The following is a 20,667-nucleotide window of genomic DNA, read 5'->3' on the forward strand; positions in this document are numbered from 1 at the left end:
AGCCTGCGGCTCGAGCACCTCGACGGCGACCGGGTCGTCGTCCTCCTCGCCGAGGCCGCGACCGATGACGACGGACGCGCCACCGAGCTCGGACCCGATCGGGTCGAGCCGGGCACCTACCGGCTGGTCTTCGACGTCGCGGCCTACGCCGCCGCGACCGGCCAGGACTGCTTCTTCCCCGAAGTCGGCGTCACCTTCGCGCTGACCGACGCGACCCAGCACCACCACGTCCCACTCCTGCTCAGCCCGTTCGCCTATTCCACCTACCGAGGGAGTTGATCCCATGGCCATCCGCCTGGGCCCCAACCAGTACGGCAAGGCCGAGAGCCGCGTCGTCCGCATCTACCGCGACACCGCACGCCACCAGATCCGCGACCTGAACGTCTCGTCCGCCCTGCGCGGCCGCTTCGAGGACGCGCACACCAGTGGCGACCAGGGCGGCGTACTGCCCACCGATACCCAGAAGAACACTGCCTTCGCGTTCGCCAAGAAGCACGGCGTCGGCGCGATCGAGGACTTCGCGCTCGCCCTCGCCGACCGCTTCATCGAAGCGGCACCCGCAGTCGACGGCGCCAAGGTCGAGGTCGAGGAGTATGCCTGGGACCGCATCCCCGTCGATGGCTCCGGCCATGACCACTCGTTCGTCCGCACCGGCGGCGGCACCCGCACCACTGCGGTCAACGTCGACGGTCGCGGTGACGAGCGCATCGCCCACGTGGTGAGCGGCATCAAGGACCTCACCGTGCTGAAGTCCACCGGCTCGGAGTTCTTCGGCTACCTCAAGGACGAGTACACGACGCTCCCCGAGACCCACGACCGGATCCTCGCCACATCGCTGGTCGCCCGCTGGCGTCACGACGCGGCGTACGTCGCCCGCGGCGAGGTCGACTGGGACAAGTCGTACGACGCAGTGCGTGCCCTGTTGCTCCAGCGGTTCGCCGAGATCCACAGCTTCGCGTTGCAGCAGACCCTGCACGGCATGGGGCAGTCCGTGCTCGAGCAGCACCCCGAGATCGCCGAGATCAAGTTCTCCGCACCCAACAAGCACCACTTCCTCGTGGACCTCGAGCCGTTCGGCCTCGAGAACCCCGGGGAGGTGTTCATCGCCGCCGACCGGCCCTACGGGCTGATCGAGTGCTCCGTCATTCGTGATGACGCCACCGAGGCCGGCAATGCCTGGCTCGGCCTGCCCGGCTTCTGCTGAGGACGTGTGATGAGCCTCCGCCGCCGCGCCGGCGCGGCCGTCCAGGCGCGCCCTGAGGACGAGCGTCACCCACCCGGCCAGCTGCTCGCTTACGGCACCCAGCACATCCTGACGATGTACGGCGGCGTGATCGCGCCGCCGTTGATCGTCGGGGGAGCGGCCGGACTGTCCACCCCGGACATGGCGTTGCTGGTCACCGCGGGACTGTTCGTCTCCGGGCTGGCCACGTTGCTGCAGACCTTGGGCCTCGGTCCCTTCGGCAGCAGATTGCCGATCGTGCAGGGCATCTCGTTCGCCAGCGTCTCCACGATGGTGGCGATCGCCAGCGAGGACGGGCTGCGGCCGGTCTTCGGTGCGATCATCGTCGCCGGTGTGATCGGCCTGGTGATCTCGTCGTTCTTCGCCCAGTTGGTGCGGCTGTTCCCGGCTGTCGTGACTGGCAGCCTGATCACCGTCATCGGGCTCTCACTCATGCCGGTGTCGTTCCGTTGGGCGATGGGCAACGACGAGAGGGCCGCCGACTTCGGCTCGATGACGAACATCGGCTACGCCGGCCTGACCCTGCTGATCATCCTGGTGATCAGCCGCCTGTTCCAGGGTGCGGTGTCACGGCTCTCGATCCTGCTCGGCCTCGTGGTCGGCACGGTGATCGCGACCCTGGCCGGCCGCGCGGACTTCTCCGCCGTCGGTGACGCGAAGCCGTTCTCGGCGCCCCCGGTGCTGCACTTCGGCACCCCGACGTTCGAGATCGGTGCGATCGTGTCGATGACCGTGGTGATGCTGGTGATCATGACCGAGACCACCGCCGACATCCTGGCGATCGGTGAGATCGTCGAGACCGAGGTGGACGCGAAGCGGGTCGCCCAAGGCCTGCGTGCCGACATGGCCGCGACGACCGTGGCGCCGCTCTTCGGCAGCTTCCCGTGCAGTGCTTTCGCGCAGAACGTCGGGCTGGTCGCGCTGACCGGCATCAAGAGCCGATTCGTCGTGGCCACCGGCGGGCTGGTCCTGCTCCTGCTCGGTCTGCTCCCTGTCGTGGGGGCCGTGGTCGCGGCGATCCCGTATCCCGTGCTCGGTGGCGCCGGCATCGTGCTCTTCGGCTCGGTGGCCGCCAGCGGCATCCGCACGCTGTCGCGGGTCAGCTATGAGGACAACCTCAACATGGTGATCGTCCCGGTGGCCGTCGCGGTCGGCATCATCCCGATCGCCGCCCCGACCTTCTGGGACGCGTTCCCGGAGTGGTTCGGCGTGATCATGCACTCGGGCATCAGCGCCACCGCCGTCGTCGCGGTGGTCCTGAACTACCTGTTCAACGAGGTGACTGCCGGCAACAGGTCGGGCGCCTCCGTCTTCGCCGCGTCCGAGGACAGGCGTGACGGTTTGGGCGACCGGCTGGACGTCGACATCCGGCACGCGGACTGAGCTCAATCGCACCGCCGGGTTGGAGATTGCTCCAATCCGGCGGTCGGTTCGTGGCCCCGGTTCGTGCCCGCTGTGACTTACGGCACCGAGTCTGCGCGAGTTCACTGGAGTCCCACCCACGACACCTTGGGAGACCGGCATGCAGCTCACCCCCTCCGGCAGTCAGGCACGCTCTGGAAGCTCCGACCGCGACGGCGCCGCCCTGGAGACCACGGTCATCGAGGGCGCGGCCCTCGTCACGATGGACAGGTCGCGGCGCGAGCACGCCGATGGGTACGTCGTGGTCGAGGGCAACCGGATTGCCGCGGTGGGCGCAGGGCCGGCGTCGTCGTACGCCGGAGCCCGGGTGGTCGACGGCCGCGGCTGTGTGATCACGCCGGGCTTCGTCAACACCCACCAGCACCTCTATCAGTGGGTCACCCGCGGGCTGGCCGCCGACGCGACGCTCTTCGAGTGGCTCACCACGCTCTACCCGGTGTGGGCCGGCATCGACGAGACGTCAGTTCACGTGGCGACCCAGGCCGCTCTGTCGCAGATGGCGCTGACCGGCTGCACCACCGCCGCCGACCACCACTACGTCTTCCCTCGGGAGGGTGGCGACCCGCTGGCCGCGTCGATCGTGGCGGCGCACGAGGTCGGGCTGCGCTTCCACCCGGCCCGCGGATCGATGGACCTCAGCCGCAAGGACGGCGGACTGCCGCCGGACTCGGTGGTGCAGGAGCGTGACGAGATCCTCGCCGCGACGGACGCGGCCATCACGCGCTGGCACGATGCGTCACCCGGGTCGATGCTGCAGATCTCGGTCGGGCCGTGCTCGCCGTTCTCGGTCAGCGAAGGGCTCATGCGCGACGCGGCCGAGCTGGCCCGACGTCGCGGCGTACGCCTCCACACGCACCTCGCCGAGACCGTCGACGAGACCGAGTGGTGCGAGGAGCAGCGTGGCTGCACGCCCTTGGAGTATGCCGAACAACTGGGCTGGTCGGGCCCCGACGTGTGGTTCGCCCACGGCATCCACTTCGACGACGCCGAGGTCAAGCGGCTCGGTGCGGCCGCGACCGGGGTCGCGCACTGTCCGAGCTCGAACGCCCGCCTGGGCGCCGGGATCGCGCGCGCTGCCGACCTGCGCGAGGCCGGCTCCCCGGTCGGGCTCGGTGTCGACGGCACGGCCAGCAACGAAGCCGGCTCGCTGGTGGAGGAGGCGCGGCACGCGGTGCTCTTCGCCCGGGCGCGCGGTGGGCCGCGAGCGCTCGGCGTCCGTGCCGCGTTGGAGATGGCCACCCTCGACGGTGCCCGGATCCTCGGCCGTGAGGAGGAGATCGGCTCGCTCGAGGTCGGCAAGCTGGCCGACCTCGCCGTGTGGCGGCTCGACACGCTCGCCCATGCCGGCATCGAGGACCCGGTGGCGGCGCTCGTGCTCGGCTCGGCACCGCCGCTCGAGCTGCTGCTGGTCAACGGGCGTCCCGTGGTCGACCAGGGGCGCATGGTCACGGTTGACGAGGAGTCGCTCGCGCGCCGAGTGGCCCGGGTGCAGCGCGACCTGGTGCGGAAGGCCGGCTGACATGAGCGCCGAGGCCGTCGAGGCCGTCCCGAGTGGACCGGTCCAGTCGATCGGTCGCGCGCTCGGCCTGCTCGAGCACCTCGCCGACGCGGGCCGACCGCTTGGGCTCTCGGAACTCGCGGGGCTCTGCCGGATCCCGGTCTCGACGACCCACCGGATGCTGGGCGGGTTGTGTCAGGCGGGTTATCTCTACAAGGGATCTGACCGGCGCTACCGCCTCGGCCCACGCCTGGTCGCGCTCGGTGGCGCCGCGATGTCGCCGATCGCTCCCGACGTCTCGACCTGGCTGGCCGGGCTGGTCGAGGTCACCGGCGAGACAGCGAACGCCGCAACCCTGTGCGGCGACACGGTGCTGTTCGTCGCACAGGTCCAGTCCTCGCAGGCGATGCGGTCATCCACCGAGGTGCATCGCACGACCATGGCGCACTGCTCGGCCGTGGGGAAGGCGCTGTTGTCCCTGCTGGCCGACGACGAGGTGGCCGCCCTCGCATCGCGCACCGGCCTGGCTCGGTCGACCTCCCACACGGTCGGGTCGGTCTCCGAGCTGGTCGCGGCAGTTCGCGTCGTACGTCGTCAGGGCTTCGCGCTCGACGACGAGGAAGAGGAGTACGGCGCACGCTGTGTCGCCGTCCCCGTGCCGTCGGCGCCGTTCCCGCTGGCGGTGTCCGTGGCCGGTCCGTCGGCCCGCGTCACGCGCGAGCGGGTGCCCACGCTCGCCGCCGAGCTGCACCGCGTGGTGGACGCTCGCCCCTGACAGTCCCGCGCTGCTCGAGGCTGGGGATCTTGTCGGAGTGGCCGCCCGCACCGGCGTCTCCGTCGGTAGGTCGAGGCGTGGGCTGGAGCGAGGAATAGTTCCCTCAGCCTTTCGGTTCCCTCGGCATGCCTGCCACCCCGATCTCAATCCTTGATCTCGCCCAAATCGGCACCGGCGGGAGCGCTGTGGACAGCTTCCGAGCCAGTGTCGAGATCGCACAGCTCGCGGAGCGCAGCGGCTATCGCCGGGTCTGGTACGCCGAGCACCACAACATGTCGACCATCGCCTCCTCGGCGACCGCCGTGCTCATCGCACACGTAGCCGCGCACACCGCGACCATCCGCCTCGGTGCCGGTGGTGTGATGCTGCCCAACCACTCCCCGCTGGTGATCGCCGAGCAGTTCGGCACCCTGGAGACTCTGCACCCCGGTCGGATCGACCTCGGGCTCGGGCGAGCGCCCGGCAGTGACCAGAACACGATGCGTGCCCTGCGCCGCGACGCCATGTCGGCCGAGGCCTTCCCCCGTGACGTCCAGGAACTGCAGGGATACCTCACCGGCCGGTCGATGATCCCCGGTGTGGACGCAGTGCCCGGCAAGGGCACCCACGTGCCGCTCTACATCCTCGGGTCCTCCCTCTTCGGTGCCAAGCTGGCAGCTGCGCTGGGGCTTCCCTACGCGTTCGCCTCGCACTTCGCACCGCAGGCGCTGACCGATGCCGTCGCCACCTACCGTCGTGAGTTCCAGCCGTCCGAACAGCTGACCGCCCCCTGGGTGATCGCCGGTGCCAACGTCGTGGCCGCCGACACCACCGAGGAGGCACAGGCGCTGCTGCGGGAGTCCCAGCGCTTGCGCGTCAGCCAACTCGTCGGCCGCGGACGCACCTTCACCGACGCCGAGGCTGATTCCATCCTCGACTCGCCGTCAGGGCTGCAGATCAAGCAGATGAGCCACTACTCCGCGGTCGGCACTCCCGACGAGGTCCGTGCCTACCTCGACGAGTTCGTCGTACATGCTGGTGCTGATGAGTTGATCGTCGCCTCGATGGCTCGCAGCACCGAGGCAACGCTGCGCTCCTTCGAGCTGCTGGCCAAGGTCGCGGATCTGGGCGGTTGAGCCCGCGACCTCGAGGTCGCTCAGGGCTGCACGAGAGGCCGACCCAGACGTGGCCATGGTGTCGTGACGGGCCGAGATCCTGGGCCGCGACGAGCACAGCTCCTCGCCGGTATCAAGGTCGTCCGGCGAGCTGAAGTCCCGGCAGGGGCACGTCGTCGCGTCGCTGTGCCCCCGGCAGGAGTTCCGAGGCACAGGAGGTTGCGTCCGTCTGGCGCAGATCAGGTGATCCTTGTCCGTTTTCGCGGGGTCGTCCGTGACAGGGCGGGGCGATGCTGGTGGCGTCATCAGCATTCAACAGGAGACGTACTCGTGACCGAGACCATTGCAGGCATCCAGATCCCCGACACCGACCTGGCTCGCGCGGCCACCGCGCTGGTGCGGGAGGCGACCGACGACCCGTTGGTGGGGGACTCGCTCTTCCATCACTCCCGGCGCGTCTTCCTCTGGGGGATGTTGAAGTCGAGCGCGCGGGGCATCCAGGTGGACGCCGAGCTGGCGTACGTCGGCGGCATGTTCCACGACCTGGGGCTCACCGCGAAGTTCCGCACGACCGACCAACGTTTCGAGATCGACGGTGCCGACGCGGCGTACGACTTCCTGCTCCAGCACGGCCGCTCGGAGGCGGACGCGCGCGACGTGTGGCTCGCCATCGCCCTCCACACGACTCCCGAGCTGCCCCTGCACCTGGCCCCGGAGGTCGGTGTTGTCACGCTTGGTGTGGAGACCGACGTACTCGGACTGGGACTGGACGAGATCCGCGATGAGGACAAGCAGACTGTTGTCGCGGCGCATCCACGCCCGGATTTCAAGCGGCAGATCCTGCATGCCTTCAACGAGGGGATGGCGCACCGCCCGGAGACCACGTTCGGCACGATGAACGACGATGTGCTCGCCCACTTCGATCCGAGGTTCGAGCGCGCGAACTTCGTCGACATCATCGAGAGCAACGCCTGGCCGGAGTGAGGGTTGCCTCGTGCCCTCAACGGGTCTCGGACGAGCCCGTGCCTGTCTCCTGATCAGGAGTCGTCGTGATGAACCGTTCCCTGTACTGGCTCGGCGAGACGCCGAACCTGGCGCGGAAGAGCCGTCGCATGGTCTCCGCGCTGCCGAAGCCGACCAGCCTCGCGGCCTGGGCAACCCCATGTCCACGATCGAGGAGCGACTGGGCGTGCTCGAGCCGCGTGCGCTCCACGAACCTGGCCGGGGAGATGTCGAGCTCGGCGGCGAACAGTCGGGCGAGGTGTCGGGGGCTGAGGCCGGCGTGCTCGGCCAGGGAGCGGGTGCTGTGGTTCAGTGCCGGCTGGGCGGAGACCAGGTCCACCACCGCGCGCAGGGAGGGTGCGCGCGGAGGGCGGATCTGCAGGGGAGCGGCGAACTGCGACTGCCCGCCGGGTCGCTGCATGAACATCACCAGGTTGCGTGCCACCTCGCGGGCGAGATCGGACCCGTGGTCCTCCTCGACAAGGGCCAGCGCGAGGTCGATGCCGGCAGAGACTCCAGCTGAGGTGTAGATCCCGCGATCGTGAACGAAGAGCGCATCAGGGGACACGGAAACCTTGGGGAACGCGCGCGCGAGCAGATCCGCGTGACGCCAGTGGGTGGTCCCTCGACGGCCGTCCAGCAGACCTGCGGCTGCGAGCACGAATGATCCCGTGCAGATGGACACGGTGCGACGCGACTGGGCGTGCAGTGCGGTCGCGGCAGCGGTGAGGTCGCCCGGGATGGGCCTCACGGGGAGGTCGTCGCCACCCGAGACGATGACCGTCTCTGCCTCGAGGACAGCGCCGGACGGACCGTCGACGGGAAGGGTGGCCCCGATCGAGGTGACGACGGCCTGACCCGACGGAGACACGTACCGAAGCCGGTAGTGCGCCCCGAGACGGTTGGCTTCGGCGAAGACCTCAGCGGGCCCCGTCACGTCGAGCATCTTCACACCGTCGAACACCAGGAACACGACGTGGTGCGTGCGGGGCATGGTCAGCTCCTTCCCGGGACCGGGCGGCGCATTGAGTCGGTGGGGGAGACAGTCACCTCCCAAGTGTGGCGTACGGCGCACGGCGTCGGCGTGCGCTGAACGGTGGTCGGCCGGGATCACGCATGCGGGTCCACCAGCACCTTGGTGTGGCTGCTCCTGCCCGAGTCGAGCTCCTCGAGGAGGTCGCCGAGCTCGGACAACCCGACGGTGCCGGTGTGCAGCGGGGCGACGTCGATCCTCTTCTCGGCGATGAGCTGGATGGTGGCGACGAAGTCGTCGTGGTTGTAGGCCAGGGAGCCGATGACGGCCAGCTCGCGGACCTGCCAGTCGGCGTAGCTCACCGTCGAGGTGTCCAGCGGGAAACCGAGCAGGGCCAGTGTGCCGCCGCGGCGTACGAGCTCGGCGGACGGCTGCAGGAGAGCGGCCACGCCCGTGCACTCGTAGAGCACGTCGGCGCCGCGGCCGTCGGTCGTGGCCTCGACGCGAGCCTTCAGGTCGCTCGGGTTCACCACGTCGGTGAAGCCGAGGTCGGTGGCCATGTCGCGGCGCGCGGACGAGGGCTCGGAAACGATGACGTGGCCGGCGCCGGCGTTGCGTGCGTTCTGGGCGGTCAGCAGGCCGATCGGGCCGGCGCCCTGGATCACGACGATGGCGCCGGGGGTGGCGGCGACCCGGCGTACGGCGTGGAAGGTGACGGTGGCGGGCTCGACCAGGGCCGCCTCGATGTCGGTGACCTCGTCCGGGACCGGGATGAGCCGGCGGGCGGAGACGTGCACCTGGCCGGCGAAGGCACCGTGCTCGGGGGCATCCGGGTCGACGCCATTTGCTTCGGCGAAGGCGGTGTCGCACTGGCGTGCGTGGCCGGCGACGCACTGGGAGCACCTGCCGCAGGCCGGTCCGACGCCTCCGACGACGCGCTGGCCGACCTCCAGCCCGCTCACTCCGTCTCCGACGGCGCTCACGCGCCCGGTCCACTCGTGGCCGAACACGGCCGGGGGCAGCATGTGCCCGTCGGTGTAGCCGTGGACGTCGGTGCCGCAGACACCGGTGTAGGTGATGTCGACGATGGCGCGGCCCGGCTCAGGCAGGGTCGGGGCCTCGTTCGTCTCGTGCAGCGTGCGGGGTCCGGTGACGGTCACCACGGGGTGCGCCGTGGGCGTGCCATCCTCGTTCACTGCGCCGGCCATGGCTCCACTCCTTTGGTTCGCTCGGGCCCTGGGCCCATTCGGTTGAATGTTCAACCATCATACGTCACAGACGCAGGCAGCACCCGGGGCCGGCCTTTGGCGCGTCCCTTCCACGAGGGCTGGTCTCGGTGCGGTCGCTGAGCGCCCTACTCGACCAACGAGAGAACGCTGGTCCGGCCGGAGCCCTCGGAGCTGACCAGGTCACCGTCGACCCAGACGGCTCGGACGTCGGCCGGGCTGCCGAGGGCGAAGGTGCGGGCCAGGGCCTCGGCGGCGTCGGATGCATGCTCGAGACCGACGTCCAGTGTCGACCCCTCGGCAGGGCAGAGCCACTGGGCGTCGAAGCGCCCGCCGACCGAGAAATCACCGACGTCATCGAGGCCGAGCGCCGAAGCGCCGGCGCTCGTGGCCAGGTGGAGCAGGTGGGCCGCGGTCAGCGGGTGTCCGAGCTCGCCGAGCAGCTGCTGGGCGAAGTAGGCCTGCAGGCCTTCCTTCAGCAGCGAGAACCCGGTGCCGGCGCCGACATCGGAGCCGAGGGCCACACGGACTCCGGCAGAGAGGTGTCGCGCCAGCGGGAAGAGCCCGCTGCCCAGGGCTGCGTTCGACGTCGGGCAGTGCGCGACAGCTGCGCCCCGCGAGGCCAGCACCGCGAGCTCAGGGTCGGTCGCGTGGACGTTGTGCGCGAGGACGGTGCGCGGTCCGACGAGGTCGTGCCTGGCGTAGGTGTCGACGTAGGAACTGCCGCCGAAGAGCTCGCCGACTGCAGCTATCTCACACGGGTTCTCGTTGACGTGAGAGGTCAGCATTGCGCCGGGCACTTCGGAGAGGACGGCTCCGCACGCGGCCAGCAGATCGTCCGTCGAGGAGAGGGAGAACCGCGGGGTCACGGCGTAGCGGTTGCGGCCGACATCGTGCCAACGCCCAGCCAGGGCCAGCGATTCGGCGTACGCGCGTTCCGGCGTGGTGTGCAACGGGGGGAGCAGACGGCGGTCACCGACCACGAGTCCGCTGGTGATCCGCAGCCCCACCCGCGCGGCCTCGGTGAAGAGGGCATCGACGGCCGGGGCGTTGTGGGCGCCGAAGACCAGCGCGCTCGTCGTGCCGGCAGAAACCAGGCCGCGCACGAAGTCGGCGGCGACGCCCGTGGCGTACGGCAGGTCGCCCATGCGCACTTCCTCAGGAAGCGCGCACTGGTCGAGCCAGTCGAGCAACGGCATGCCCAGCGCGCCGATGACCCGGGCCTGCGGGAAGTGCACGTGGGTGTCGACGAAGCCGGGCAGCACCACGCCACCGCTGAGGTCGACGACCTCCTCACCGGGATGCTGGCGGCGGAGGTCGGCGTACGGTCCACGGGCAACGATCACGCCGTCCTGCACCAGCAGGGCGGCGTCGCTGTCGGCACGGAGTACGCCGCCGGCGAACGGGTCGTCGGGGGTGTCGAGGAAGGTTCCTCGGAAGAGCGTCATCAGGAGACCTCGTGGTTCGTGGGTACGTCGGCGGCGAAGAGCTGGAGCAGCCGGGCCGCGACGCTCACCGCGATGGTGGCGGGCACCTTGCCGCTCAGCTCGGCCAGGCCGATGGGTGTGGTGATGCGGGCGATCGCGTCGGGGGAGTGGCCCTCGTCGGCGAGCTTCTTGCGGAATCGCGCCCACTTGGCGCTCGATCCGATCAGGCCGATGGTGGCCAGTCGGTCGCTGCGCAGGGCGGCGTCGCACAGGGCGGCGTCCTCCGCGTGGTCGTGGGTCATCACGAGCATGTGGGTGCCGTGCGGGAGCTCGCCGACGACCAGCTCGGGCAACACGGGGACCTGGTGCACGTGCACGTTGGCGACCGCGTCGTCGAACGAGGACAGTCGCTCGGTGGTCAGCTGGTCGGCACGGGAGTCGACCACGTGCAGCTCGACGTCGTGCCGGGCCAGGATGCGCGCGAGCTCGAGGCCGACGTGGCCCATGCCGAAGATCGCGACCGACGGTACGACGGGCAGCGGCTCGAGGAGTAGACCGACCTCGCCGCCGCAGCACTGGACGCCGTGCTGGAACGGCGCCTTGTCGGACAAGGCGATCTCCAGGTCCTCAGGCTCGGTGACGCCGTCGGTGATCATCGCCCGCGACCGCTCGACGGCGACCGCCTCGAGGTTGCCGCCGCCGACGGTGTCCCAGGTCCGGTCGACCGAGACGACCATCTTGGCGCCGGCCTCTCGCGGCGAGTGGCCCCGGACGGACGTGATCGTGACGAGGACGCCGGGCTCGCGTTGCTCGCGGAGCCGTTGCACTGCTCGCATCCACTGCACGTCGATCACCGCCCGCCGAGCTCGGCGAGAGCGGGGTCGCGGGCCACGTCGCGCTCCCGGCTGTGGTCCGGGTCGCTCGGCGCGGCGGAGCGGGCCGCCTCGAGCGCCCAGTAGACGGCCTCGGGGGTGGCGGGGGAGGCCAGCTCGACGCTGGTCCCGGCCGGGCCGAACGCGGCGGCGGCCTGCCGCAGCGCTTCGCGCACGGAGAACGCCAGCATCAACGGCGGCTCACCGACGGCCTTGGAGCCGTAGACCGCGCCGTCCTCGTGGGCCTTCTCCAGCAGCTTGACGTTGAAGACCTCCGGCATCTCCGAGAAGCTCGGCAGCTTGTAGGTGCTGGCCGCCTGGGTCGCCAGACGACCACGGTTCGGCCCGTCGGACTCGTCCCAGCGGAGGTCCTCCAGGGTCAGCCAGCCGGCGCCCTGGACGAAGCCACCCTCGATCTGACCGATGTCGATCAGCGGCGACAGGCTGTCGCCGACGTCGTGCACGATGTCGACCCGGCGCAGCACGTAGGAGCCGTCGAAGCCGTTGACCTCGACCTCGGCGGCCGCGACGCCGTACGCGAAGTACTTGAACGGCGTGCCGCGCATCGCGGCGGCGTCCCAGTGCAGCCCTTCTGTCTTGTAGAAGCCGGCCGCCCAGAGCTGGACACGCTGGAAGTAGGCCTTGTGCACCAGCTCCTCCCAGGTGAGGCCGTCGCTCTCGACCTCGGCCAGCCGGGCCTTGATCTGCTCGCAGGCGTTCTTGATCGCGGCGCCGTTCAGGTCGGCGCCCGAGCTCGCCGCGGTCGCGGAGGTGTTGGGCACCTTGTCGGTGCGGGTCGGCGCGAGCCGCACCTTCGAGAGAGGGACGCCGAGCGTGGTGGCCGCGACCTGCAGCATCTTGGTGTGCAGGCCCTGTCCCATCTCGGTGCCACCGTGGTTGATCAGCACCGAGCCGTCCTTGTAGACGTGCACCAGCGCACCCGCCTGGTTGAACGCGGTCAGGTTGAACGAGATGCCGAACTTGACCGGGGTCAGCGCGAGACCGCGTCGGGCGTCGGGGTGACTGGCGTTGAACTGCTCGACCTCGGCCTGCCGGCGGGCGACGTCACCGTTCGCGAGCACCTGGCTCCAGCAGGCCTCGAGCCGTTCGGCGTGCCGCACCTCCTGACCGTACGGCGTGTCCTGCCCGGGCTCGTAGAAGTTGCGGTGGCGCAGCTCGGCTGCGTCAATGCCGAGCAGTGGCGCGCACGTGCCGAGGATGTCCTCGATCACGAGCATTCCCTGCGGACCGCCGAACCCACGGAACGCGGTCTGCGAGGTCTTGTTGGTCTTCGCGATCCGGCCGTCGACGCGCACGTTCGGGATCCAGTAGCTGTTGTCGATGTGGCACATCGCGCGGGCCAGCACCGGCTCGGACAGGTCGAGGCTCCAGCCACCGTCGGCGGTCAGCACCGCGTCGAGCGCGACCAACATTCCCTCGCCGTCGAAGCCGACCCGCCACGAGGAGTGGAAGCCGTGCCGCTTGCCGGACATGGTGATGTCCTGGGTGCGGTTGAGCCGGAGCCGGACCGGTCGACCGGTGAGCCGCGCGCCGAGGGCCGCGATCGCGGCGAACCCGTGCGGCTGCATCTCCTTGCCGCCGAACGCGCCGCCCATGCGCAGGCACTGGACCGTCACCTCGTGGCTCGGCACGCCGAGCACGTGCGCGACGATCTCCTGGGTCTCCGACGGGTGCTGGGTGCTGCTCTGCACGAACACCTGCCCGGCCTCGTCGACCAGGGCCAGCGACACGTGGGTCTCGAGGTAGAAGTGCTCCTGGCCGGCGAACTCGAACTCGCCGGTGAAGACGTGCTCCGCCGTGGCGAACGCGCCCTCGGCGTCGCCGCGGGCGAGGTGCGGCGTCGCGCCCTGGAAGCTGCCCGCGTCGATCGCGTCGCGGACGCTGACCAGTGAGGGGAGCGGCTCATAGTCGACCGTGACGGCCGCCGCGCCCAGTCGCGCTGCCTCCAGCGTCTCGCCGAGCACCCAGCACAACGCGTGTCCGTGGAACATCGCCTCCGAGGGGAACAGCGGCTCGTCGTGCTTCACGCCGGCGTCGTTCACTCCCGGCACGTCGTCGGCGGTGAGCACCCGGACCACCCCCGGAACGGCGTACGCCGGTGACACGTCGAGCGCGACGATGCGCGCGTGCGTGTGCGGCGACTGGACCGGCCAGGCGTGCAGCACGTCCTTCGTGCGGAACACGAGATCGTCGGTGTAGAGCGCCTCGCCGGTCACGTGCAGTGACGCGCTCTCGTGGGGAAGGGGTTCGCCGATCATGCGATCGCCTCCTGTCGATTGGCGGCATGGAGCCGCAGCAGGGACTGTCCGAGCATCGCCGAGCGGTAGGACGCACTGGCCCGGTGGTCGTCCATCGGGGTGCCCTCGCCTGCCATCACCGCGGCCGCCTCGCGGACCGTCTGCTCCGTCCACGGGCGCCCGACCAGGGCGGCCTCGGTGGCACTGGCACGCAGCGGCGTCGCCGCAACCCCACCGAGCCCGATCCGGGCACGGATCACGCTGCCGTCGACGACGTCGAGGGCGAACCCGACGGCCACACTGGAGATGTCGTCGAACCGTCGCTTGGCGATCTTGTGGAACGCGGTGACCGGCGACAACGGCAGCGGGAAACGGACGGCGCGGATCAGCTCGCCCGGTTCCTTCAACGTCGTCCGGTAGCCGGTGAAGTAGTCGGCCAGCGGCACCACTCGGTCGCCCCGGAGCGACGACAGCACCAGGGACGCGTCGAGGGCCAGCAGCGCCGGGGGCGTGTCGCCGATCGGTGAGCCGGTGCCGAGGTTCCCGCCGATGGTGGCGCCGTTGCGGATCAGTCGCGAGGCGAACTGCGGGAACATCTCGGCCAACAGCGGCACCCGGCCCTCGAGCATCCGCTCGATCTCGCTGAGGGTCAGGCCGGCTCCGATGACGACCTCGTCGTCCCCGAAGGAGAACTCGCGCAACTCGGGTAGCCGGTCGACCGCGACGACGTACGGCGCACGGACGCCGCGGATGTTCACCTCGACCCCGAAGTCGGTGCAACCCGCGACCACCTGGGCCTCGGGGTTCTCGGCCAGCAGGCCGAGCGCCTCGGTGAGGTCGGTCGGACGGCGGAACTCCGCTCCGTCCACGCTCAGTCTGGTGGCCACGGCTGCCGGCGGTGGTGAGGAGGTGCGCGCGGCGAGGGCGTCGCCGTCGGCCGGAGTGCCGAGGGCGTCGGCGGCGTCCTTGATCGGCCGGTATCCCGTGCACCGGCAGAGGTTGCCGCTCAGCGCGTGCAGGTCGAAGTCGTCGCGGCCCGGGCGGTAGTACTCCGCGGCCATGCTGCACACGAAGCCCGGCGTACAGAAGCCGCACTGGGAGCCGCCGCGAACGGCCATCTCGCGCTGCACCGGGTGCAGCGAGTCACAGGAGCCGAGGCCCTCGGAGGTGACCAGCTCCTGGCCGTCGAGGGCGGCGACCGGGACCAGGCAGGCGTTGACCGCGACCCACTCGGTCGGGGTGTCGGCACCGGGCCGCGCGACCAACACCGAGCAGGCGCCGCACTCGCCCTCGGCGCAGCCCTCCTTCGCGCCGGTCAGGCCACGGCTGCGCAGCCAGTCGAGCGTCGTGGTGTGCGCGGCCACGTCGGTGACCGCGGTCGCCTCGCCGTTCACGGTGATGGTCGGTGATTCCATGGCTGGTCTCCTCATCCCTTGCTCACCATTCTGCTCCGCGCACTGTGAATCGGGTTGGCATCCTGGAGGAAGTCGTCGAATCGGTAGCCCGCGATCTTCGCGATCTCGAGGAGTGCGGCGGCGTGCTCCTGCGTGGCGCAGTTGGTCAGCCGCGACCGGCCCTCCTCGAGGATCCGCTCGAAGGAGTAGGCGTCGCGCACCGAGATGATCAGCGGGAATCCGAAGCGTTCGGCGTAGGCCGAGGTGATCTCGGTCAGCACGTCCTGCTCGGGCTCGGCGAGGTGGGTCAGTCCGCGGGTGGACTGGTCGCGGAGCGACGCCTCACCGCTGAGACCGTCGGAGACCAGCTTCGAGCCGAGCGCGGGGTAGGCCTCGATCAACTGGAGCTGCTCGTCCTTGGACCCGGAGAACAGCACCTCCTGGAAGGAACGGCGCAGGGCGTGGGTGTCGTTGAACGGGCGCAGGTCGTAGGCACGCTCAACGGCCCAGCGCGGTCCCTGGAACAGGGGAGCGAAGGTCTCGACGAACTCCGCGCGGGTCATCGTGTTGACCTGGTCGAGCCGCACCGAGTCGCCCGGCTGGCCGGCCACGGCCGGACCGAAGTCCTTGCCGACGTGGTGGAAGACGATGTTGAGCACGATCGCGGTCAGGCTGCCCAGTGTGATGCCGCTGCCGAGGATGATCTCGGCCCAGTTCGGCACGGCCTGCGCGACCTGCGGCTGGGCCGTGACGAACATGGCCAGGCCGATGCTGGTCGCCACGATCACCACGTTGCGGTGGTCGTGGAAGTCGACCTTGCCCAGGGTCTGGAAGCCGACCACGGCCACGGTGGCGAACATCGCGATCGCCGCGCCGCCGAGGACCGGGTGCGGGATGCCGGCCACCACGGCACCGGCCTTGGGGATCAGGCCCAGCAGGATCATGATCGCGCCGGCCGCCGCGACGACGTACCGGCTCTTGATGCGGGTCAGCCGGACCAGGCCGACGTTCTCCGCGAAGCAGGTGTAGGGGAACGAGTTGAGCACGCCGCCGAGGGTGGTGGAGAGGCCGTCGGCGCGCAGGGCCCGGGCGACGTCGTCGCGGTCGATCCGCTTCTCGACGATCTCGCCGGTGGCGAACACGTCGCCGGTGGTCTCGACGGCGGTGATCAGCATGACCACGATCATCGAGACGATGGCGGCGAAGGAGAACTGCGGCCACCCGAAGTAGAACGGGGTGGTCGCGCCGACCCAGGCGGAGTCGTTGACGGAGTTGAAGTGCGCGTCGCCGAGCATCCATGCCACGCCGGTGCCGACGACCAGGCCGACCAGGACGGCGACCGTGGCCATGAAGCCCTTGAAGACGCGCTGGATCAGGACGATCAGGGCGAGGGTGCCGAGGGCGTAGGCCAAGTTCTTGCCGCTGGTCGGGTCGGACGTCGGGCCGGCGCCGCCGGTGGCGTCCGCGGCCGCGACCGGGAGCAGGGCGAGCCCGATGATGGTGATCACCGAGCCGGTCACGACCGGCGGGAAGAAGCGGATCAGCTTGCTGAACCACGGGGCGATGGCGAAGGTGAAGAGTCCGGCCACGATCACCGCGCCGTAGATCACCAGCAGGCCGTCGGTGCCGCCCCCGGCGGCCAGACCGATCGCGATCATCGGTGAGACCGCGGTGAAGGTGACGCCCTGCAGCAGCGGGAGTCGTACGCCGACCTTCCAGAAGCCGACCGACTGGATGATCGAGGCGATGCCGCAGGTGAGCAGGTCGGCGTTGATCAGGTGGATCAGCTGCTCGGTGCTGAGGCCGATCGAGTTCGCCAGCAGGATCGGGACGATCACCGCTCCGGCGTAGAACGCGAGCACGTGCTGGGTGCCGTAGACCGCGAGCTTGCCGACCGGGAGGACCTCGTCCACGGGATGTACGGCGGTGCGGGGGCTGCGAGATCGCTTCACGGGTGTCTCCTCGGGGGCATGACTGCGTGGCAGGTCTTTGTGACGTGCACAACAGCATCCGCTCCCCGAGGCGCCAGCGGCACCCGACGAACCTCCGAAGGTGGTGCGCGAGGAGGCCCCGTCGTTGTGCGATCACCCAAGCGACTCCAGGGCGAGGAAGACGTCGACCCGGTCCTCGAGGCGGGAGAGGTCGCGGCCGGTCAGCTCCTGCACCTTCTCGATCCGGTAGCGGACCGTGTTGACGTGCAGGTGCAGCGACTCCGCGGTCCGTGCCCAGGAGCCGGAGCAGGCCAGGAACTCGCCGAGCGTGCCCACCAGGTCGGCGTTGGTACGCCGGTCGTGGTCGAGCAGCGCTCCCAGGACACGCTGGGCGTAGGAGCGGCGTACGTCGTCGGGAACGCAGGCCAGCAGCAGCACGTGGGAGGCGACCTCCTCGGAGCCCACGACCGAGACGGGTGCGCTGCCGGAGCGAGCCACCCGATGGGCGAACCGGGCCTCCTCGAGAGCACCGGTGATCGCGTCGGTGCGGGCCTCACCGCTGACTCCGACCGCCAGTCGGCCGCGCCCGGTGCCCGGGCCCAGCCGGGCGAATGAGGTTCGCAACCGGTCGGCGAGGTCCTCGCTCGCGGGGAGGATGCCGACCAGGCGACCGTCACGACCCGGGGCCACGACCGGGGAGCCGCCGACCGCGAGGGCCACGTCCTCGAAGAGCAGCAGTGCGGACTCGTCGGGCTCGCCGTCGAGGTCGACCACGACCACGGTCACCGGTAGATCGGGGTCGAGACCGGCCTGGCGCAGCCGTACGGCGACCTCGGCGTGCGGTGCCCCGCCCTCGACGAGCGCCAACACGTCGGTCGACGTCGGCCGCAGTGCGCGGACGCCCTCGTCGCGTCGTGACCTGTCGACCGCCGCAATCGAGCAGAGCTCCTGCACCGCCTCCACCTGGTCGTGCGGCCATTCCGTGTGGTCGCCGTCGACGGCGACCAGCCACGCGGTCAGCCGGTTGCCGAGCCCGGGCCCGACCGGGAAGAGGCTGTACGTCGAGTCGTCGTCGCGCACCACGGCCGGCAGTCGGTCGGCGACCAGGAAGGCCCGCACCAGCGCGTCGAGCGTGGCGGGCGCCAGCTCACCGGGCCCCTGGGCGATGTGTCGTCCCGTGGTGGTGAGGACCCGACAGTGGCGGCCCACCTCGGTCGAGACCCGGGCGGCGAGCTCGACCAGGGTGCGGCCGTCGGCGAGCGAGGAGAGCAGCTGGCGCTGGCGGGAGAGCCGGGCGCCGCTGACTGCCGAGCGGGTGGCGGCCACGTGTTCGGTGATGTCGGCGAAGGCGACCTCGATCGGCACCTCGATCAGGGTGCACGCGTGACGTCGGCAGGCTTCGACCAGGTCGTCGGGAACGGCACCCAGGAGGGCGTCACCGGCGAGCACCGTGGTCGCCCCGCGGGAGGTGACAGAGGCGACGAAGGTCTCGCTGTCGTCGGCCGTCTGGCGCCAGGCCAGCCCGGTCATCACGAGCTCGCCACCGGTCAGGTAGCGACCCGGCTCGAGCAGGTCCGTGGTGATCACGCGACCGACCGGTCGGCCCAGCGAACCGGGTGACTCGTGCAGCACGCGCAGCCCCAGGGCGGGGGCGGCGAGCAGCTCCGAGAGCAACATGTGCGGCTCCTTCCTGAGTGGAACGTACAGGTTGACGTGACTGTGGTCACGTCCTACAGTGATTCCGAACTACAGAATTAAACTTCCGCAATACGAAATACGAGTCACATTGAAATGGAGACCGGCATGGACCACTCCCTGCGTCACGAGGTGAACTGCTCGATCCTGTTCACCGAACTTCCCCTGCTCGAGCGACCCGCCGCGGTCAAGGCGGCCGGCTTCGACGCGGTCGAGTTCTGGTGGCCCTTCGCCGAGGCCGTCCCCGCCGACCCGGACGTCGACGCCTTCGTCACGGCCGTCCAGGACGCCGGCGTGCAGCTGGTCGGCCTCAACTTCTTCGCCGGCGACATGCCCGGCGGCGACCGTGGCCTGGTCTCCTGGCCGGCCCGCGCCGCAGAGTTCCGCGACAATGTCGACGTCACCGTCGGCATCGGTGAACGTCTCGGCTGCACGGCCTTCAACGCCCTCTACGGCAACCGGGTCGACGGTGTCTCGGCTGACGAGCAGGACGAGACCGGGCCTGCGAACCTCGCGTTCGCGGCCCGCGCCGCGGCACGGATCGGCGGCACCGTCCTGGTGGAACCGGTCAGCGGCACCCCGACGTACCCCCTCAAGACGGCCGCCGACGCGCTCGCCGTGATCGACCGCGTGCGCACGCGCCACGACGTCAGCAACGTCGGACTGCTCGCCGACCTCTACCACCTCGCGGTCAACGGTGACGACGTCGACCGGGTGATCGCCGACCACGTCGACCGGATCGCGCACGTGCAGATCGCCGACGCACCCGGCCGCAACGAGCCGGGCACCGGCGGCCTTCCGCTGATGCGCCAGCTGGCCGCCCTCGAGGCCGGTGGCTACGCCGGCTGGGTCGGCCTCGAGTACAAGCCGTCCTCCACCTCGGCCGACAGCTTCGGCTGGCTGCCCCGCGAGCGGCGTACGTCGGCCGCCGCCGCCCACTGAAACGAAGAGGAGCAACACATGACGAACATCGCCTTCATCGGACTCGGCATCATGGGCAGCCCCATGGCCGTCCACCTGGCCAACGCCGGCCACTCGGTCGCGGGCTACAACCGCACCCCGGACAAGGCCAAGCCGCTCGTCGACGCCGGCGGCCGCGCCGCGGAGTCGATCGCCGACGCCGTGCGCGACGCCGACATCGTCTGCGTGATGGTGCCGGACTCGCCCGACGTCACCGACGTGCTCGCCGGCGAAGGCAACGTCTTCGCCAGTGCCAGGGCCGGCGCGCTGATCATCGACTTCTCCAGCATCCGCCCCGACGTCACCGTCGAGCTCGCGAAGCAGGCGCAGGACAACGGGTTCCGGCTCGTCGACGCACCGGTGTCCGGTGGCGAGGCCGGCGCGGTCAACGCCGCGCTCTCGATCATGGTCGGCGGTGCCGCCGACGACTTCGAGGCAGCGAAGCCGGTGTTCGACGCGGTCGGCAAGACCATCGTCCACGTCGGCCCGAGTGGCTCCGGCCAGACGGTGAAGGCTGCCAACCAGCTCATCGTCGCCGCCAACATCCAGGCGCTGTCGGAGGCCGTGGTCTTCCTCGAGGCGTACGGCGTCGACACCAAGGCCGCCCTCGAGGTGCTCGGCGGCGGGCTGGCCGGCTCCAAGGTGCTGGACCAGAAGAAGGAGAACATGCTGTCCCGCTCCTTCGAGCCCGGCTTCCGGATCGCCCTGCACCACAAGGACATGGGCATCGTCACCAGCGCCGCCCGCGAGGCCGGTGTCGTCGTACCCCTCGGCTCGCTCGTCGCCCAGCTGATGGGCAGCGCCCTCGCCAACGGCGACGGCGCCCTGGACCACTCCGGCCTGCTGCGGGGCGTCGAGCGCCTCAGCGGCACCTCGACCACCACGAAGGAGAACTGA

The 20,667-nt window shown here is 70.3% G+C and carries 17 protein-coding genes; 9 read left to right on the forward strand and 8 right to left on the reverse strand.

The genetic code is table 11. The annotated features are described in order from the left end of the window. From uraH to NJ4_RS10620, 7 genes are all read left to right on the forward strand, one after another. Positions 1-279: hydroxyisourate hydrolase (gene uraH / locus NJ4_RS10590; protein WP_067434203.1), on the forward strand; the 279-nt coding region annotated here is incomplete at its 5' end. 4 nt (positions 280-283) lie between these two features. Beyond that, entirely contained in the window at positions 284-1,204 is a 921-nt protein-coding gene (gene pucL / locus NJ4_RS10595) for a factor-independent urate hydroxylase (protein WP_067434206.1), read from the forward strand. Positions 1,205-1,213: 9 nt separating this feature from the next. Beyond that, the gene (locus NJ4_RS10600) at positions 1,214-2,626 is read left to right on the forward strand and encodes a nucleobase:cation symporter-2 family protein (RefSeq protein WP_082748406.1); all 1,413 of its coding nucleotides are present in this window, start codon (positions 1,214-1,216) and stop codon (positions 2,624-2,626) included. A 139-nt stretch (positions 2,627-2,765) separates the two neighbouring features. Then, positions 2,766-4,184, forward strand: coding sequence for an 8-oxoguanine deaminase (locus NJ4_RS10605; RefSeq protein WP_082748408.1), 1,419 nt, complete (start codon positions 2,766-2,768; stop codon positions 4,182-4,184). Between the two features lies 1 nt (position 4,185). After that, positions 4,186-4,938 carry an IclR family transcriptional regulator gene (locus tag NJ4_RS10610; RefSeq protein WP_067434208.1) on the forward strand — a complete coding sequence of 251 codons (753 nt, stop codon included), beginning with the start codon at positions 4,186-4,188 and terminating at the stop codon, positions 4,936-4,938. A gap of 125 nt (positions 4,939-5,063) precedes the next feature. Next, positions 5,064-6,053: an LLM class flavin-dependent oxidoreductase gene (locus NJ4_RS10615; RefSeq protein ID WP_067434210.1), complete on the forward strand. Its 990-nt coding sequence runs from the start codon at positions 5,064-5,066 to the stop codon at positions 6,051-6,053. Positions 6,054-6,362: 309 nt separating this feature from the next. Then, positions 6,363-7,016: an HD domain-containing protein gene (locus NJ4_RS10620; protein WP_067434220.1), complete on the forward strand. Its 654-nt coding sequence runs from the start codon at positions 6,363-6,365 to the stop codon at positions 7,014-7,016. Positions 7,017-7,032: 16 nt separating this feature from the next. Here NJ4_RS10620 and NJ4_RS10625 read toward each other — a convergent pair whose 3' ends face one another. The 8 genes from NJ4_RS10625 to NJ4_RS10660 all read right to left on the reverse strand — a co-directional run bounded on the left by NJ4_RS10625 (position 7,033) and on the right by NJ4_RS10660 (position 18,792). After that, the gene (locus NJ4_RS10625; protein ID WP_067434224.1) at positions 7,033-8,028 is read right to left on the reverse strand and encodes a GlxA family transcriptional regulator; all 996 of its coding nucleotides are present in this window, start codon (positions 8,026-8,028) and stop codon (positions 7,033-7,035) included. 116 nt (positions 8,029-8,144) lie between these two features. After that, positions 8,145-9,215, reverse strand: coding sequence for a zinc-dependent alcohol dehydrogenase (locus tag NJ4_RS26925; protein WP_067434227.1), 1,071 nt, complete (start codon positions 9,213-9,215; stop codon positions 8,145-8,147). 146 nt (positions 9,216-9,361) lie between these two features. Then, positions 9,362-10,681 (reverse strand): guanine deaminase, encoded by a 1,320-nt coding sequence (locus NJ4_RS10635; RefSeq protein WP_067434230.1) that lies wholly within the window; start codon positions 10,679-10,681, stop codon positions 9,362-9,364. Then, positions 10,681-11,496, reverse strand: coding sequence for a xanthine dehydrogenase accessory protein XdhC (gene xdhC, locus NJ4_RS10640; protein WP_174524597.1), 816 nt, complete (start codon positions 11,494-11,496; stop codon positions 10,681-10,683). Before xdhC ends, NJ4_RS10635 begins: the two co-directional genes overlap by 1 nt. A gap of 14 nt (positions 11,497-11,510) precedes the next feature. Further along, positions 11,511-13,811 (reverse strand): xanthine dehydrogenase molybdopterin binding subunit, encoded by a 2,301-nt coding sequence (gene xdhB / locus NJ4_RS10645; protein WP_067434236.1) that lies wholly within the window; start codon positions 13,809-13,811, stop codon positions 11,511-11,513. After that, positions 13,808-15,205 carry a xanthine dehydrogenase small subunit gene (locus NJ4_RS10650; protein WP_067434239.1) on the reverse strand — a complete coding sequence of 466 codons (1,398 nt, stop codon included), beginning with the start codon at positions 15,203-15,205 and terminating at the stop codon, positions 13,808-13,810. Before NJ4_RS10650 ends, xdhB begins: the two co-directional genes overlap by 4 nt. An 11-nt stretch (positions 15,206-15,216) precedes the next feature. After that, positions 15,217-17,136, reverse strand: a complete 1,920-nt coding sequence (uraD, locus tag NJ4_RS10655) for a 2-oxo-4-hydroxy-4-carboxy-5-ureidoimidazoline decarboxylase (protein WP_067434241.1) — start codon at positions 17,134-17,136, stop codon at positions 15,217-15,219. Between the two features lie 132 nt (positions 17,137-17,268). After that, on the reverse strand, positions 17,269-18,792 hold the full coding sequence (locus NJ4_RS10660; RefSeq protein WP_067434244.1) for a PucR family transcriptional regulator: 1,524 nt from the start codon (positions 18,790-18,792) through the stop codon (positions 17,269-17,271). A 126-nt stretch (positions 18,793-18,918) separates the two neighbouring features. Between NJ4_RS10660 and NJ4_RS10665 the strand changes: the two genes are divergently transcribed. Continuing rightward, entirely contained in the window at positions 18,919-19,752 is an 834-nt protein-coding gene (locus NJ4_RS10665) for a hydroxypyruvate isomerase family protein (RefSeq protein ID WP_067434247.1), read from the forward strand. An 18-nt stretch (positions 19,753-19,770) separates the two neighbouring features. Beyond that, positions 19,771-20,667: a 2-hydroxy-3-oxopropionate reductase gene (locus NJ4_RS10670; RefSeq protein ID WP_067434250.1), complete on the forward strand. Its 897-nt coding sequence runs from the start codon at positions 19,771-19,773 to the stop codon at positions 20,665-20,667.

The sequence above is a fragment of the Nocardioides jensenii JCM 1364 = NBRC 14755 genome (assembly GCF_001552535.1).
GTDB lineage: Bacteria > Actinomycetota > Actinomycetes > Propionibacteriales > Nocardioidaceae > Nocardioides > Nocardioides jensenii.